Raw genomic sequence first — 13,355 nt, 5'->3', positions numbered from 1 at the left:
CAATGTCCCGAGAACGCGCAGCGCGGCAGGGTATTGGCGTTTCAAGTTCAAGGCGGGGCGCTTTAGCGGGGAATGTCGAAGCCGGGCGGCGCGAGGGTGAAGCCGTCGAAGTGGAAGCCGGGAGAGACGGTGCAGCTGACCAGGGTGTAGTCGCCGGTGCTGCGTGCGGCCTGCCAGTGGTTTTCCGGCACGATGATCTGTGGTGCGCCGGTGGCCAGATCCGGGGTCAGCAGGTGATCTTTGGCGGGTCCGGTATCGGTATCAGACAGCGACAGGATCAGCGGCGCACCGGCGTGGTATAGCCAGATTTCGGTTGCGTCGACCCGGTGCCAATGGCTGCGCTCGCCCGCGCGCAGCAGGAAATAGATGCAGGTGCCGCTGGGGCGGCCCGCGTTGTCTGCCACCCAGGTCTGGCGGTAATGTCCACCCTCCGGGTGTGGGGCAAGGTCGAGATGCGCGATGATCTGGTCGGCGGTCATGATGGGGGCCTCGGCTTTCAGGTCAGCGCGTATTCGAAGAACAGCAGATGCGGCAGGGCGCTTGACGGGATGTCCTGATAGGGGCCGCGGTCGGCAAAGCCAAGGGCGCGGTACAGCGGCGCGGCGGCAGGCAGATGGCGGGAGGTGTCGAGCACCACGCGGCCATAGCCGTCGGCGCGGGCCTGTTCGATCAGTGCGCGGCAGAGCGCCTTGGCCAGGCCGAGGCCCCGTGCGGCGGGTGTGACGTAGACGCGCTTGATCTCTGCCGTTTCCGCATCCAGCGGGTGCGACATGCCGCAGCCGATCGGGGTGCCATCCGGGTCACGGGCCAGCAGGATCACGCCGCGCGGCCGCGCGTGCAGGCGGGGCAGGTCGCGCATCAGGGTTTCGTATTTGGGCACCGGGTAGAAGGTTTCAGTGATCTGCCGGTCGGTTTCGGAATTGGCAATCAACGCGGCGCGGTAATCCCAGCAGAGCGCGCGGACGGCGGCGAGGTCGGCGGGGCTTTCCGCTGGCTGGATCGAGTAGGGAATATCCGGCATGTCTTCTCCGGCAAGAATTGATCGGCGGCGCGTGAACTCTTACCAGCCGTCCGCGTTGAGAAACAGACATAAAGGAGCATCAGACATGAAACGCATATTTATTGCAGCCACGACCGCCCTTTCAGCAGTCTCCACCATGGCGATGGCGCAGCAGCAGATGAATCCGGCCAACCTGATTTCAGCCGATCAGATCACCGACGGCAGTGTTTACCGGATGGAGATGACCGAGGGTGACACGGTCTGGACCGACAACGCCAGCTATACCGAAGTGGACGCGAACTGGAGCCGGGTCGGCGAGATCGAAGATGTGCTCTTTGACCGCAATGGACAGATCATTGGTGTTCTGGCCGAGATCGGAGGTTTTCTCGACATCGGCGACCGCGATGTGATCCTGCCGCTTGAGAATGTGCGCTTTGCCGGAAGTGGCGGAACAATCCACTATGTGACCAACCTGACCGAGGAAGAGTTGAACAATCTGCCGGAGGTCGATGAAAATATGTGGGACGATTGATTTCGCTGGCACGCAAACGTGAAGGGAGGGCATTGCGCCCTCCCTTTCTGGTCTGATGGCGGTGTTTATTTCAGGATCGACGTTTATTTCAGGATCGACCGGCCCGCGTATTCGGCCGTTTCGCCCAGCATTTCCTCGATGCGGATCAACTGGTTGTACTTCGCCAACCGGTCCGAACGCGCAAGGCTGCCGGTCTTGATCTGGCCGCAGTTCGTGGCCACGGCAAGGTCCGCGATGGTGGCATCCTCGGTCTCGCCCGAGCGGTGCGACATCACATTGGTGAAGCCGGCGCGGTGGGCCATGTCGACGGCTTTCAGCGTTTCGGTGAGCGTGCCGATCTGGTTGACCTTGACCAGCATCGCATTGGCCGAGCCCCGTTTGATTCCTTCGGCAAGGCGGGCAGGGTTGGTGACGAACAGATCGTCGCCCACCAGTTGCACCTTGTCGCCCAGACGCGCGGTCAGGGCGGCCCAGCCGTCCCAGTCATCCTCAGACATGCCGTCTTCGATGGAAATGATCGGGTAGTCCGCCACCAGGGCGGCGAGGTAATCGACGTTTTCCGCCGAGCTCAGTTTCTTGCCTTCTCCCGCCAGGGTATAGACGCCGGACTGGTAATATTCCGTCGCGGCACAGTCGAGGGCGAGATACATGTCCTCGCCCGGTTTGTAGCCTGCTTTTTCGATGGATTTCAGAATGAAATCAAGCGCGTCGCGGGTGGAGCTGATGTTGGGTGCAAAGCCGCCCTCATCGCCCACGCCGGTGGCGAGACCCGCCGCGGAGAGTTCCTTTTTCAGCGTATGAAAGACTTCGGCGCCCATGCGCACCGCGTCGCGGATGTTTTCGGCCGCAACCGGCATGATCATGAATTCTTGGATGTCGATCGGGTTGTCGGCATGTTCGCCGCCGTTGATGATGTTCATCATCGGCACCGGCAACACGCGGGCCGAGGTGCCGCCGACATAGCGGTAGAGCGGTTGCGTGCAGTAATCCGCCGCTGCCTTGGCCGCCGCCAGCGACACGCCAAGGATCGCGTTGGCGCCAAGGCGGCTCTTGTTTTCGGTGCCGTCCAGCTCGATCATCATCGCGTCGATTTCCACCTGTTCGGTCGCGTCGATGCCCACCAGCGCCTCTGCGATTTCGCCGTTCACGGCGGCGCAGGCTTCCAGCACGCCCTTGCCCATGTAGCGGGCCTTGTCGCCATCGCGGCGCTCGACCGCTTCATAGGCACCGGTGGAGGCACCAGAAGGCACGGCGGCCCGGCCCATGGTGCCATCTTCAAGGATCACGTCGACCTCGACCGTGGGGTTGCCCCGGCTGTCCAGGATTTCGCGGGCGTGGATGTCGATGATGGTGCTCATGAGATGTCCTAAGGATAAATGACTTTGCGCGGGTTTTAGCGGCAAGGGGCGAGGATGAAAAGAAGGCTTTGCCGGGGAGGGCGATCGGGCCGGCCTGCGCCTGCGGCCAGGCGGCGCTGAAACGGGCAGAGGCGCGGGGCGGCTCCGGTGCGACCTGCGGCTGCCTGAGGTCCGGAATAAGATGACATGTCATTTTTGACATGTCTTGCATGACATGTCGTCATTCGAAGGTCATGCAAGCACCCGGCACCGTCCCGGTCATGCAGGCCAAGGGCGTCGCCCTGCTTGTCTCCATCTGCCGCGCCACCGGGCCAAAGCGTTCGGCCCACCGCGCGAACCCCTGGAATTCCAGGACCGTCAAGCGCTCAGGGCAGCACGCCGATCCTGCGCTCGCGCCAGACCGTGTAGATGCCCGACAGGACAATCACCGCCGCGCCAATCAATGTCAGCGCATCGGGGCTTTCGCCAAACACCGTCACGCCGATGACCAGCGCGAACAACAGCCGCGCATAGCGGAACGGCGTCACGAAACTGACCTCGCCCACCCGCATCGCCGCCACGATGGCGTAATAGGCCAAGATGCCGATGCTCATCCCGGTCAGGAAATAGACCCATTCGATGCCGCGCGGCAGCACGAAGCGATCCCCCTGTGCGACCATCAGGATCAGACCCGCCGGGATGATCACGACAAAGCCCAGAAAGCTCAGTTGCATGGAGGAAAAGATCGCAGGCGTGCGCCGGGTTGCCAGATCGCGCATGGCAAGGGCAAAGACCGCACCCACCGCCAACAGCGACAGCATCTGGAAACTGTCCATGCCGGGCCGAATGATCAGCAGCACGCCCAGCAGGCCCACGATGATTGCGCTCCACCGACGCCAGCCGACCGCTTCGCCCAGAAACAGCGCCGCCCCCAGCGTGACCACCAGTGGCGTGGCCTGCAGAATGGCGGAGGCGCTTGAAATGGGGGTCAAAACGATGGCCGAGACAAAGCACATCGTGCCGATGATCTCTCCCAGTGCACGCAGGGCGATCGGCAGGTTCAGCATGTCGCGGCTCAGCGGTTTGCGCCCCTGCGCCACAACCACGCCGCCAAAGACCAGCGCACCGCCGAAGCCCAGCATGACCAGAATCTGCCCGACGCTCAGCGCATCGGCCAGCAGCTTGATGAACATGTCCTCAAAGGCAAAGCCCAGCATGGACAACACCATCAGCAGCGCGCCGCGAAAATTGTCCATGATGCCCGTCCTTTGCCAGTTGCTGCACCGATGCCCGGTTTTTGTGCAAAGGACAAGGGATGGCTGGAAGGCGCGCATCTGCGATGATAGCTGTCGGCCATGCGCTGGCCCAACATGACTTCCTCGCCGCAGGTTACTTTGCTGACACTTGCCGTCGGTGTCCTGGGCGCGGCTGTGGCATGGGCGCTCTCTGCGCCGATCTTCATCCTGCTGGGGCCTGCGGTGGCGGTCTCGCTGGCCGGGCTGGCGGGGCTGCGCACGGGGGTGGACCTGCGGCTGCGTGATGCCTGCTTTGTGGTGCTTGGCATCGCGGTGGGCGCGGGTTTTGACCGCGACGCTTTGGGGGCAATGCTGCGCTGGCCGCTGGCCTTTGTCCTGATGGCGCTGGTGCTGTGGCTGATCCTGGTTGTCAGCCGGGCGATCCTGACCCGGTTCTTCGGTTTCGATGGCCGCTCGGCGCTGCTGGCGGCGGCACCGGGGCATCTGAGTTTCGTCATCGCAATCGCGGCAGACAGCAGGCTGGACGTGGCCCGCGTGTCCATCGTGCAGTCGGTGCGCCTGCTGGCGCTGACACTGGTTGTGCCCTTTGTTGCCATCACCCTTGGGGTTGAGGTCGCCAGCAACATCGCACCGCAGGGGCAAGAGATGGAACCGGCGGCCCTCGTCGTGGTTGCCCTGATCTCGCTTGGCCTCGGACAGGTTTTTGCCCGGCTGTCGGTGCCCGCACCGCTGCTGCTGGGGGCGATGGTCGCCTCTGCTATGGGGCATCTCACGGGGCTTGCCACAGGGGTATTGCCGGGCTGGCTGGTCCAGCCTGCCTATCTGGTGCTTGGCGCGTTGATCGGCACGCGATTCTCGGGCGTAACGCCCGCCCTGCTGATGCAGGGGCTGGGGGCGGGGCTGATGGTGACATTTGTGGCGGTCGGGGTCGCGGGATTGGGCGCGCTGCCCGTTGCGCTGGCACTGGGGATGCCGCTGGCGCATGTGCTGGTGGCCTTTGCCCCCGGCGGGCTTGAAACGATGATCGCCATGGGCGTGGTGCTGGGCGTGGTCCCCGGCTTTGTCGCGGCCTGCCATATCGCGCGGCTGCTGGTGCTGACGGTGCTGCTGCCACTGATGCTGGGCCGCCGCAACCCGAGTGCCGAAGGCTGCCCATAGCGCCAGTCACCCGAATCTGAAGTTCGCCTCACTGATGCGAAGCGCGGAGCGAAGTTCAGATCCACCATACTGAGGCCCCGCGCCAAAGAGACCCGGCACAGCCGAGAGCGGCAGGTGTAAACACCATTCAGAAATGTCACTGGTTCTGCAAAGCAGGGCCTGTCAGTTTTCCATCCATCCGGCCCAGGGCGCCCCCGGTGGCGTGGTGAGCTAATTCTTCAGCCGGATCACCAGCCGGTTGCCGTTCTTTTCCGTCTCCAGCGCGGTCAATGCGGCGACCAGCGCGCTCAGCTTGGTATGGCCATAGGTCCTGGTGTCGAAATCGGGGTGACTTGCCTGAATCGCCTGACCGACCTGGCCCAGGTTGTACCAGCCGTCCTCGGCGTCGATCTTGTCCATCGCATCTTCGAACAGCGGCAGGGCCTTGTCGGCCTTGGCGTTGCTCTCCTTGACGGTCTTTGGCGCATCCGGGTCGGGGATGTTCTCGATCAGGATGAAACGGTTGTAGACATTGCGCAGGGCGGGGTTCGTCTTGGCCTCGCCGATGCCGATCACCGTCAGCCCGTCCTCGCGCAGGCGGTTCACCAGAGCGGTGAAATCGCTGTCAGAGGACACGATGACAAAGGCGTCGAACTTGCCGCCGTGCAGGATGTCCATGGCATGGATCACCAGGCCGATGTCAGAGGCGTTCTTGCCGGTGGAGTTCGAGGTCTCCTGATGCGCCACCAGTCCCAGCTCGTGAATCGGCTGTTTCCAGCCCTTCAGATGCGGGTTCGACCAGTCACCATAGACGCGCCGCAGCGCAGGTTCACCAATCGAGGCGACCTCGCGCATGATCTTGGCGGCGTGTTTGGCGGGCACATTGTCCGCGTCGACCAGCACCGCAAGCAGGGGGCGGTCACGCAGTGAAGCATTTGGAATTTGTTCTGTCATGAAAGCGGTGTGGCAGAGGTCCGTGGTGAAGTCTAGCAGCATGATCCACCAGAAGGGGCGCGGCCCGGCCACAGGCCGCTCACGCGATACCAGTTCAGGCCGGCACAGGGACCAAACTGCAGTTTCCCGCCCGAAAGCCTACGCCAGGGCGTCCAGCCCGTCGCGCAGGGCATCCGGCATGCCAGCAGCCTCCATATGCTGTCGAAGCCGCTGATTGTAGCCGCCCGGCGTGTTCAGCGCCTCCAGCAGGGCAGCACTTGTCATGGCCGACAGGTTCGAGGTCACAAGCACCCGCAGAAAGGCCTCCGCCTGCACCTTGTCCGACACACGCTCCCCCAGCCAACCCGCCGCGTCCTGCACCATCCGCGCGGCCGGCGACAGCACGGCCTGGGCGCACAGATATGCCGCAAGCTCCTCTGCGGTCTTGAGCGGGAAAATACTGTTCCTTGCACCGAACAAGTCCCGGACGAGGGTTTCGTCGCCCTGCATCATCACCGGCGTGCCGCCTTCGGCAATGCCGGGAAAGGGCATCATGATCGCAACCGCGCGGGCAGGGCGCACCATCGCATCGGCAGCCGACAGACTGGCCCCCGCCATGAAGGTGATGATCCGCTGGCCCTCCCGAAAGGCGAGAGCGCCCAGAATATCAGGCGCGGTTCCGGCCATCAGCCCCAGAAAGATGACGTCGCTTGCATCCACGACGCCTTGATTGTCCGCGATTCTGACGTTGGCAAAGCTTTCCGATAGCGCATTTGCATGCACGGCGCTGCGCTCGGACACGATGATCTGATGACCGTCCGCAGCAATGCCCCGGACGGCTGCGCTGGCAATCTTGCCGCATCCTATGACACCAATTCTCATGCGGTCAGAGGTTAGGCGAATTTGACCTCTGCGTCATCAATTGATCCGAAATGGGAAACCGGACCTTCGTGCATAGCGCGGTGGAGGTCGGAAAGGAGCCCAATTTGACGTGAGGCGCGAGCCGGGCGGGGGCGCTTGGGGGTAGGCACTGCGCCAATGGCGCGGCGGCGATGTTCCGCACGGCAGACCTCCAAGCGGATCGCGGCCACGGTCCGTGGGCGCGACGTTGTTGTCTTTCGCACACGCCTTGCAGATAACCTTCAGGTCTTCTTGATCGGCACGCCGTAAAGCTCAAGCCGGTGACCGCGCAGTTCATAGCCCAGTTTCTCGGCGATCTTTTCCTGCAGCGCTTCGATCTCGGCGTCGACAAATTCGATCACCTCGCCCGAATGCATGTCGATCAGGTGATCGTGGTGGTCGCGTTCCGCATCTTCATAGCGCGCGCGCCCGTCGCCGAACTCCAGCTTGTCGAGAATGCCCGCCTCTTCGAACAGCTTCACGGTCCGGTAGACCGTCGCGATGGAAATACCGGCATCCAGGGCCACGGCGCGGCTGAACAGCGCCTCCACATCCGGGTGGTCCTCGCTTTCTTCGATCACGGTGGCGATGGTGCGGCGCTGGCCGGTCATGCGCAGGCCCATGGCCTCGCAGCGTTTGATGATGGGTTTGCTCATGACATGTCTTTCCGGTTCGTACGGACCCCTGCTTTAGCGGGAAACCCAGTCCGGGGCCACCGGGTTTCGCACGGTCACTGCGCGGGCTCTGCGGTGAAAGGTTGACTTCTGCACCGCAGCACGCCATGTGGGGGTCAAGCGATGCCTTCTGCCGCGTGAGCAGTGCCGGTGCCAGCCCCTTTCGACAGATGTCGGGGCATGAATGCGATCCGGTTCACAAGGTCCGCCGATGTTCCCAAAATCACGCGTGGGGCCAAGCGCCGATGGACAGGTGTTGTGGCAGTCAGCCCGATACCTGCGATTCCCTTGGCGTGACCCTGCGGGCGCGTGATGCGCCCCTACGACAGGGCGTGGGTATTGCCCGTGCCGGAAAGATAAAAGATGAGCGATTTCGACATGATGGAGCTGCCGCCGAAACTGGTGGCGCGGCTCAAGGAAATGGGGATCACCGATCCCACACCGATCCAGAAACAGGCGATCCCCCATGCGCTGAACGGGCGCGACGTGATGGGCCTGGCGCAGACCGGCACCGGCAAGACGGCGGCCTTCGGCGTGCCGCTGGTGGCGCAGATGCTGGAAAATCCCCGCCGCCCCGGACCGCGCTGCGTGCGTGCGCTGGTGCTGGCCCCGACCCGCGAGCTTGCCCAACAGATCATGGTCAACCTCAAGGGTTATTGTGAAAATTCGCCGCTCAAGGCGCAGATGGTGGTCGGCGGCGTGTCGATCAATCCACAGATCAAGCGGCTGGAGCGGGGCGTGGACATGCTGGTGGCGACACCGGGCCGTCTGCTGGACCTGATGGACCGCCGCGCGGTGGACCTGAGCGAGACGACCTTCCTGGTGCTCGACGAAGCAGATCAGATGCTGGACATGGGCTTCATCCATGACCTGCGCAAGATTTCCGCCGTGATCCCGAAAGAGCGTCAGACGATGCTGTTCTCGGCCACCATGCCCAAACTGATGAACGAGATTGCCAATTCCTATCTCGTGCGTCCGATCCGCATCGAAGTCACCCCGCCGGGCAAGGCCGCTGACAAGGTCACGCAAGAGGTCCATTTCATTGCCAAGGCGGAAAAGACCGCGCTGCTGACCGAGCTGCTGGCCAAACACAAGGGCGAGCGCGCGCTGGTCTTTGGCCGCACGAAACACGGGTCCGAAAAGCTGATGAAGACGCTGGTCAAGGCCGGTTTCGACGCGGCTTCCATCCATGGCAACAAGAGCCAGGGGCAGCGCGACCGCGCCATCGAAGGGTTCAAGGAGGGCAAGATCACCGTGCTGGTGGCCACCGATGTGGCCGCGCGCGGGCTGGACATTCCCGATGTGAAACACGTCTACAACTATGAACTGCCCAATGTGCCCGACAACTACGTGCACCGGATCGGCCGGACCGCGCGGGCGGGCAAGGATGGCGCGGCCATCGCCTTTTGCGCACCGGACGAGATGGGCGAGCTGAAGGCAATTCAGAAGACCATGGGCATTTCCATACCCGTGGCCTCGGGTCGGGTCTGGGAAGCCTCCGAAATTCCCGACAAGCCCAAGCAGGCTGGCGGACGTCGCCGGGGCGGCGGCGGTGGCGGCGGGCGCCCCGGTGGCGGTGGTCCGCGCGGTGGTGGCGGCGGCGGTGGTGCTGCCAAGCCCGGCGGCGCAGGACGCAACCGGCGGCGCGGTGGCGGCGGCGGCGGTGGCAAGCCCAGAGGCCAGCACGCAGCCTGACACGGGCCGCACTGCGCCGCATTTCGCGGTTCGCGGAAACAGGGCAGCGGGGGCATTCAGGCCCCGGCTGCCTTTTTCCTTTCCGGTGTGGATTGTGCGCCGGGTTTGGCGCAGGTGGCAAAACGACGGCTTTGGCGCGCCTGTACGTCACGGGCGAATGGCCAACTGCGTCTCGTCACAGGCGCGCACCAATTCTCCCGAAATGGTCCAGAACCGCCCGCACGCGCGCTGTGCGGCGCAGGTCCGGATGGGTCAAGATCCAAAGGTCCACCGCAACGTCATCAATCGGGTCCCCAAGCCGGACAAGTTCGGCGCAGGCATCGGCCAGATAACACGGCAAAACCGCAACGCCGATACCGGACCGGACCGCCGCAAAGATGCTCAGCACACTGTCCAGACGGCACACACACGCGTCGTCAAGACCGGCGCTTTTCATCCATCTGTGCAACTGGCCATACCCCATTGACGCGCTTGGCCCGACCCAGGGCAAGGCCCCCCATGCCGGTCGGGTGGCTGCGTCAAGATCAAGCGAGCGATGCGCATAGATACCCTGGCGGATAACGCCCAGCCGTCGCCCGACAAGGTGGTCGTCCGGCGACGATGCGGGTCTGATCGCGATATCGGCCTCGCGAAGCGAAAGATTGGAAATCTCATTCGACACGGAGACATCAAGAATGATGTCGGGTTCCACTTGCCGGAATCTGCCGATCTCCCCCGCGAGGATGCCGAAAAGCAAGGTGTCGGTTGTCGCCACACGCACCACACCCGAGGGCCGCAGGTCCTGCCCGGACAGGCGCCTTTCGGTGGTGTTGGTCAGTTCGGCAATCTGGCGGGCGGCGGATGCCAGTTCTTCGCCTGCGGGCGTAATCTGATACCCGGTCCTGAGCCGATCAAACAGCCGCACGCCAAGCTTTTCTTCCACAGCATTGATCTTGCGGAACAGGGTCGGATGGCTTGACCCCATCTGTTCCGCAGCCCCGGACAAAGACCCCGCGTCCGCGATCCGCAGGATGATTTCGTAATCGTTCCAGTCGAGCTTGTTGTTCATTCTTGCAATGCTAAGCCAATGAATCTTTCGAAGACACATCAAATATGAACATTACTATGGAAGCTGATGTCAACCGTCAGCGGAGAGTTGCAGATGCATACCCATATTGTTCATGTTCACCCGGCACCGGGGTCATATAACGCCATGCTCACCCAGACCGCAGGGCAGAGGCTGCGCGCGGCGGGAGGCACGGTGACGGTCAGCGACCTGTACCAAGCGGGCTTTGACCCCGTCGAACGCGCCGACCACTACAAAAGCCGGGCCGCGACCGAAAGTTTTGCGGCCCTGAACGAGCAGCGCCATGCATGGAAGACCGACACCTTGCCTGCCGACGTCGCGGCGGAAATCGGGCTGCTTGAACAGGCCGATCTGGTCATCCTGCAATTTCCGTTATGGTGGCACGGTCCCCCGGCGATGCTGAAAGGATGGATGGACCGGGTATTTGTCAGCGGCGGCCTTTACACCAGCCGGATGCGGTATGATGCGGGATATTTCAGGGGGCGACGCGCGCTGGTCTCGGTCACGACGGGGGCCCCGCGCGGGGCCTTTGGTCCGGGCGGACGGGGTGGCAATTTCGACACGATGTTATGGCCGGTGCAGTACTCGATGCATTATCTCGGCTTTTCAGTGCTTCCGCCCTTCATATCCTACGGGGTGCAGGGACATGGCTACAGCTACGAAGACGAAAACGTTCTTCACGACCGGCTGAAACGAAACCTGGATGACTGGTCCATGCGGCTGTCCGGTCTGGACGAGGCCAAACCCCTTGATTTTCCCGGTTGGGCCGATTGGCATGAAGACGGCAGCGCGGTGGCGGCGAATGTTCTCTTCGAGTCGGGCGCGACATAAGGCGCAGGCCGGACATCGCCTGAGCTGGAGGGCGTTTCGAACCATTACGCGGCGCGCTGCGTCGAAGGTCCGGTATCGGTCAAACATGCGCAAGGTTCGACATCACGCGTAAAGCGACGGCACCCCCATGTCGGCGTGAATCTCGTTCACTTCCTGCGGGGTCATGCCGTAGGCCTGCGCCAGCTTGTGCAGGTATTGCGCTTCCTGCTGGGTGTCGAGGTCGATGGCCAGCAGCGACACCGCATAGATCTGCGGCCCCATGCCCTCGGGCGTGTCCCGGACCAGCGCATCCACATCCACAGGTGCCTGCATCTGCGCCTGGACAAAGGCGGCCTCCTGTTGATCGACCTCGCCGAGGTGATCCAGCAGTTTTACCTTTTCATCCTCGTCAAAGGTGCCATCGGATTTCGCCGCCTGGATCATCGCCGCCAGCATCAGGGCGGCCAGCGCTTCCTGATCCTGCGAAGGTTCGATTTCGGGTTCGGGCGTGCTGTCGAACTGCGAGTTCAGGACCGCGCCGAAGCTGGCGTTTTCCTTTTCGGGGTGGCGGCGCAGGGTCTCGTCCGTGCCGGAGAGCAGGCCACCGGCACCGGCAGCACCGGCCAGACCGCCCAGCATCCCGCCAAGACCGCCCGAACGCCCTGAACCACCAAGGCTTTCCAGCAGGCCGCCCAATCCGCCCGAGGCAGCGCCCGCCGTGCTGGTCCTGCCACCCAGCAGACCGCCCATCATGTCCTGAAGGCCGCCCTTGGGGCTGTGGCTGCCACCCATGCGCTGGCCCTGTCCGACCTGGCCGGTCGCGCCGCCGCCGGTCAGACCACCGAGCAGCCCGCCAAGGCCCCCGGCATTGCCCGAACCGCCTGCTGCGTTGCGCTTCATCATCGAGCTGGCACCCTTCGCCAGCGCGACACCGATGGCGACTTTGGCGAGTGTTTTCATCAGACTCATGTTCATTCCCTTTCATGGCTCGTTTGCCCCAATGTGGCATGTTTCGCCTCGGCGTAGCGGGGAAAATTACCGGCGGCGCGTCAACAAGCGTTTGATCGCGCATTGACTTCCCCGATCTACTGACCGTTGTTGTGCGGATGGAACGCAAGGATCACATGGACCTTTTCGGGGCGGCGGCGCTGATTGCCTTTGCCCTTCACCTGGCTTTCAACCAGGTGGTGGTCAAGGTCACCGCAGGCGGGTTCAACCCGGTGTTCTCTGCCGGTCTGCGGTCGGCGGGTGCTGTGGTGGTCCTGCTGATCTGGATGAAGCTGCGCGGCGTGCCGATGCAGATCCCGCGCCGCGCATGGCTTGGCGGCATCCTGTCGGGCCTGTTCTTTGCCTTTGAATTCATGTGCCTTTTCATCGCACTGGATATTTCCACCGTCAGCCGCGTCTCGGTGATCTTTTATACGATGCCGGTCTGGCTGGCGATCCTGGCGCATTTCCTGTTTCCGGGCGAGGGGCTGACCCGGCTCAAGGTGCTGGGTTTGGTCATGGCCATGGCGGGGGTGGCGATTGCGCTGCTGGACCGGGATGCGGCCGGGGCCAGCTGGACCGGCGACCTGCTGGCGCTGGCGTCGGCGCTCTGCTGGGCGGGGATCGTGCTCTGCGTGCGGATCACGCCGCTTTCAGAGGTGCCGCCCGCGCTGCAGCTCATGTTCCAGGTGGCGATTTCCGCACCGATCCTGCTGTTGATCGCGCCGCTGTTCGGGCCGCTGATCCGGGGGATCGAGCCTGTGCACATCGCGGGTCTGCTGTTCCAGATCATCGCGGTGGCCAGCCTGGGGTTCCTTGCATGGTTCTGGCTGATGTCGATCTATCCGGCATCCTCCGTCGCCTCGTTCAGCTTTCTGTCGCCGGTGTTCTCGGTAATCCTGGGCTGGCTGCTGCTGTCAGAGAACGTGGCCGCATCGGTCTGGGGTGCGCTGGTGCTGGTGGCTGCGGGCATCTACCTGATCAACCGCAAACCGCGGGCGAAAAAGCTGGTCTTTCCCGGCGGCTGA

14 protein-coding genes are annotated in these 13,355 nt (G+C 63.4%); 5 read left to right on the top strand and 9 right to left on the bottom strand.

What is annotated here, in order from left to right; genetic code table 11:
- Positions 1–62: 62 nt before the first annotated feature.
- Positions 63–479, bottom strand: coding sequence for a cupin domain-containing protein (locus tag A8B82_RS12165; protein WP_067292660.1), 417 nt, complete (start codon positions 477–479; stop codon positions 63–65).
- A 17-nt stretch (positions 480–496) separates the two neighbouring features.
- Entirely contained in the window at positions 497–1,021 is a 525-nt protein-coding gene (locus A8B82_RS12160) for a GNAT family N-acetyltransferase (RefSeq protein ID WP_067292658.1), read from the bottom strand.
- A gap of 85 nt (positions 1,022–1,106) precedes the next feature.
- Here A8B82_RS12160 and A8B82_RS12155 point away from each other — a divergent pair, with 85 nt between their 5' ends.
- Positions 1,107–1,532: a PRC-barrel domain-containing protein gene (locus A8B82_RS12155; RefSeq protein WP_067292655.1), complete on the top strand. Its 426-nt coding sequence runs from the start codon at positions 1,107–1,109 to the stop codon at positions 1,530–1,532.
- Between the two features lie 83 nt (positions 1,533–1,615).
- Here the strand turns inward: A8B82_RS12155 and eno are convergent, their stop codons facing one another.
- The gene (eno, locus tag A8B82_RS12150; protein WP_067292653.1) at positions 1,616–2,890 is read right to left on the bottom strand and encodes a phosphopyruvate hydratase; all 1,275 of its coding nucleotides are present in this window, start codon (positions 2,888–2,890) and stop codon (positions 1,616–1,618) included.
- Between the two features lie 365 nt (positions 2,891–3,255).
- Positions 3,256–4,125 carry a DMT family transporter gene (locus A8B82_RS12145; protein ID WP_067292650.1) on the bottom strand — a complete coding sequence of 290 codons (870 nt, stop codon included), beginning with the start codon at positions 4,123–4,125 and terminating at the stop codon, positions 3,256–3,258.
- A 99-nt stretch (positions 4,126–4,224) separates the two neighbouring features.
- On the opposite strand from A8B82_RS12145, the gene A8B82_RS12140 reads away from it, so the two are divergent.
- Positions 4,225–5,283 carry an AbrB family transcriptional regulator gene (locus A8B82_RS12140; RefSeq protein WP_067292649.1) on the top strand — a complete coding sequence of 353 codons (1,059 nt, stop codon included), beginning with the start codon at positions 4,225–4,227 and terminating at the stop codon, positions 5,281–5,283.
- Positions 5,284–5,493: 210 nt separating this feature from the next.
- Here A8B82_RS12140 and A8B82_RS12135 read toward each other — a convergent pair whose 3' ends face one another.
- From A8B82_RS12135 to A8B82_RS12125, 3 genes are all read right to left on the bottom strand, one after another.
- The gene (locus A8B82_RS12135) at positions 5,494–6,216 is read right to left on the bottom strand and encodes an NYN domain-containing protein (protein WP_067292726.1); all 723 of its coding nucleotides are present in this window, start codon (positions 6,214–6,216) and stop codon (positions 5,494–5,496) included.
- Between the two features lie 138 nt (positions 6,217–6,354).
- Complete coding sequence (locus A8B82_RS12130; protein WP_067292646.1) at positions 6,355–7,077, bottom strand: NAD(P)-binding domain-containing protein; 723 nt, start codon at positions 7,075–7,077, stop codon at positions 6,355–6,357.
- Positions 7,078–7,337: 260 nt separating this feature from the next.
- Complete coding sequence (locus A8B82_RS12125; protein ID WP_067292645.1) at positions 7,338–7,751, bottom strand: Fur family transcriptional regulator; 414 nt, start codon at positions 7,749–7,751, stop codon at positions 7,338–7,340.
- A 381-nt stretch (positions 7,752–8,132) separates the two neighbouring features.
- Between A8B82_RS12125 and A8B82_RS12120 the strand changes: the two genes are divergently transcribed.
- A complete protein-coding gene (locus A8B82_RS12120; protein ID WP_067292644.1) occupies positions 8,133–9,464 on the top strand; it encodes a DEAD/DEAH box helicase in 1,332 nt (443 codons plus the stop codon).
- A gap of 175 nt (positions 9,465–9,639) precedes the next feature.
- On the opposite strand, the gene A8B82_RS12115 is transcribed toward A8B82_RS12120, so the two are convergent.
- Positions 9,640–10,512, bottom strand: a complete 873-nt coding sequence (locus tag A8B82_RS12115; RefSeq protein ID WP_067292643.1) for a LysR family transcriptional regulator — start codon at positions 10,510–10,512, stop codon at positions 9,640–9,642.
- 66 nt (positions 10,513–10,578) lie between these two features.
- Here A8B82_RS12115 and A8B82_RS12110 point away from each other — a divergent pair, with 66 nt between their 5' ends.
- Positions 10,579–11,361: an NAD(P)H-dependent oxidoreductase gene (locus tag A8B82_RS12110; protein ID WP_235604681.1), complete on the top strand. Its 783-nt coding sequence runs from the start codon at positions 10,579–10,581 to the stop codon at positions 11,359–11,361.
- Between the two features lie 102 nt (positions 11,362–11,463).
- Here the strand turns inward: A8B82_RS12110 and A8B82_RS12105 are convergent, their stop codons facing one another.
- The gene (locus tag A8B82_RS12105) at positions 11,464–12,309 is read right to left on the bottom strand and encodes a tellurite resistance TerB family protein (protein ID WP_067292722.1); all 846 of its coding nucleotides are present in this window, start codon (positions 12,307–12,309) and stop codon (positions 11,464–11,466) included.
- A 137-nt stretch (positions 12,310–12,446) separates the two neighbouring features.
- On the opposite strand from A8B82_RS12105, the gene A8B82_RS12100 reads away from it, so the two are divergent.
- Entirely contained in the window at positions 12,447–13,355 is a 909-nt protein-coding gene (locus A8B82_RS12100) for a DMT family transporter (protein WP_067292642.1), read from the top strand.

It is taken from the genome of Sulfitobacter sp. EhC04 (assembly GCF_001650875.1).
Classification (GTDB): Bacteria; Pseudomonadota; Alphaproteobacteria; order Rhodobacterales; family Rhodobacteraceae; genus Sulfitobacter.
This window is presented reverse-complemented; position numbering and strand designations above follow the sequence as displayed.

Excerpts from the sequence above, each read along its gene's own strand:
- A8B82_RS12165 (WP_067292660.1), bottom strand. The coding sequence starts at position 479 with ATGACCGCCGACCAGATCATCGCGCATCTCGACCTTGCCCCACACCCG.
- A8B82_RS12130 (WP_067292646.1), bottom strand. The coding sequence starts at position 7,077 with ATGAGAATTGGTGTCATAGGATGCGGCAAGATTGCCAGCGCAGCCGTC.
- A8B82_RS12115 (WP_067292643.1), bottom strand. The coding sequence starts at position 10,512 with ATGAACAACAAGCTCGACTGGAACGATTACGAAATCATCCTGCGGATC.
- A8B82_RS12100 (WP_067292642.1), top strand. The coding sequence starts at position 12,447 with ATGGAACGCAAGGATCACATGGACCTTTTCGGGGCGGCGGCGCTGATT.
- A8B82_RS12105 (WP_067292722.1), bottom strand. The coding sequence starts at position 12,309 with ATGAGTCTGATGAAAACACTCGCCAAAGTCGCCATCGGTGTCGCGCTG.
- A8B82_RS12110 (WP_235604681.1), top strand. The coding sequence starts at position 10,579 with ATGTCAACCGTCAGCGGAGAGTTGCAGATGCATACCCATATTGTTCAT.
- A8B82_RS12125 (WP_067292645.1), bottom strand. The coding sequence starts at position 7,751 with ATGAGCAAACCCATCATCAAACGCTGCGAGGCCATGGGCCTGCGCATG.
- eno (WP_067292653.1), bottom strand. The coding sequence starts at position 2,890 with ATGAGCACCATCATCGACATCCACGCCCGCGAAATCCTGGACAGCCGG.
- A8B82_RS12145 (WP_067292650.1), bottom strand. The coding sequence starts at position 4,125 with ATGGACAATTTTCGCGGCGCGCTGCTGATGGTGTTGTCCATGCTGGGC.
- A8B82_RS12160 (WP_067292658.1), bottom strand. The coding sequence starts at position 1,021 with ATGCCGGATATTCCCTACTCGATCCAGCCAGCGGAAAGCCCCGCCGAC.
- A8B82_RS12140 (WP_067292649.1), top strand. The coding sequence starts at position 4,225 with ATGCGCTGGCCCAACATGACTTCCTCGCCGCAGGTTACTTTGCTGACA.
- A8B82_RS12135 (WP_067292726.1), bottom strand. The coding sequence starts at position 6,216 with ATGACAGAACAAATTCCAAATGCTTCACTGCGTGACCGCCCCCTGCTT.
- A8B82_RS12155 (WP_067292655.1), top strand. The coding sequence starts at position 1,107 with ATGAAACGCATATTTATTGCAGCCACGACCGCCCTTTCAGCAGTCTCC.
- A8B82_RS12120 (WP_067292644.1), top strand. The coding sequence starts at position 8,133 with ATGAGCGATTTCGACATGATGGAGCTGCCGCCGAAACTGGTGGCGCGG.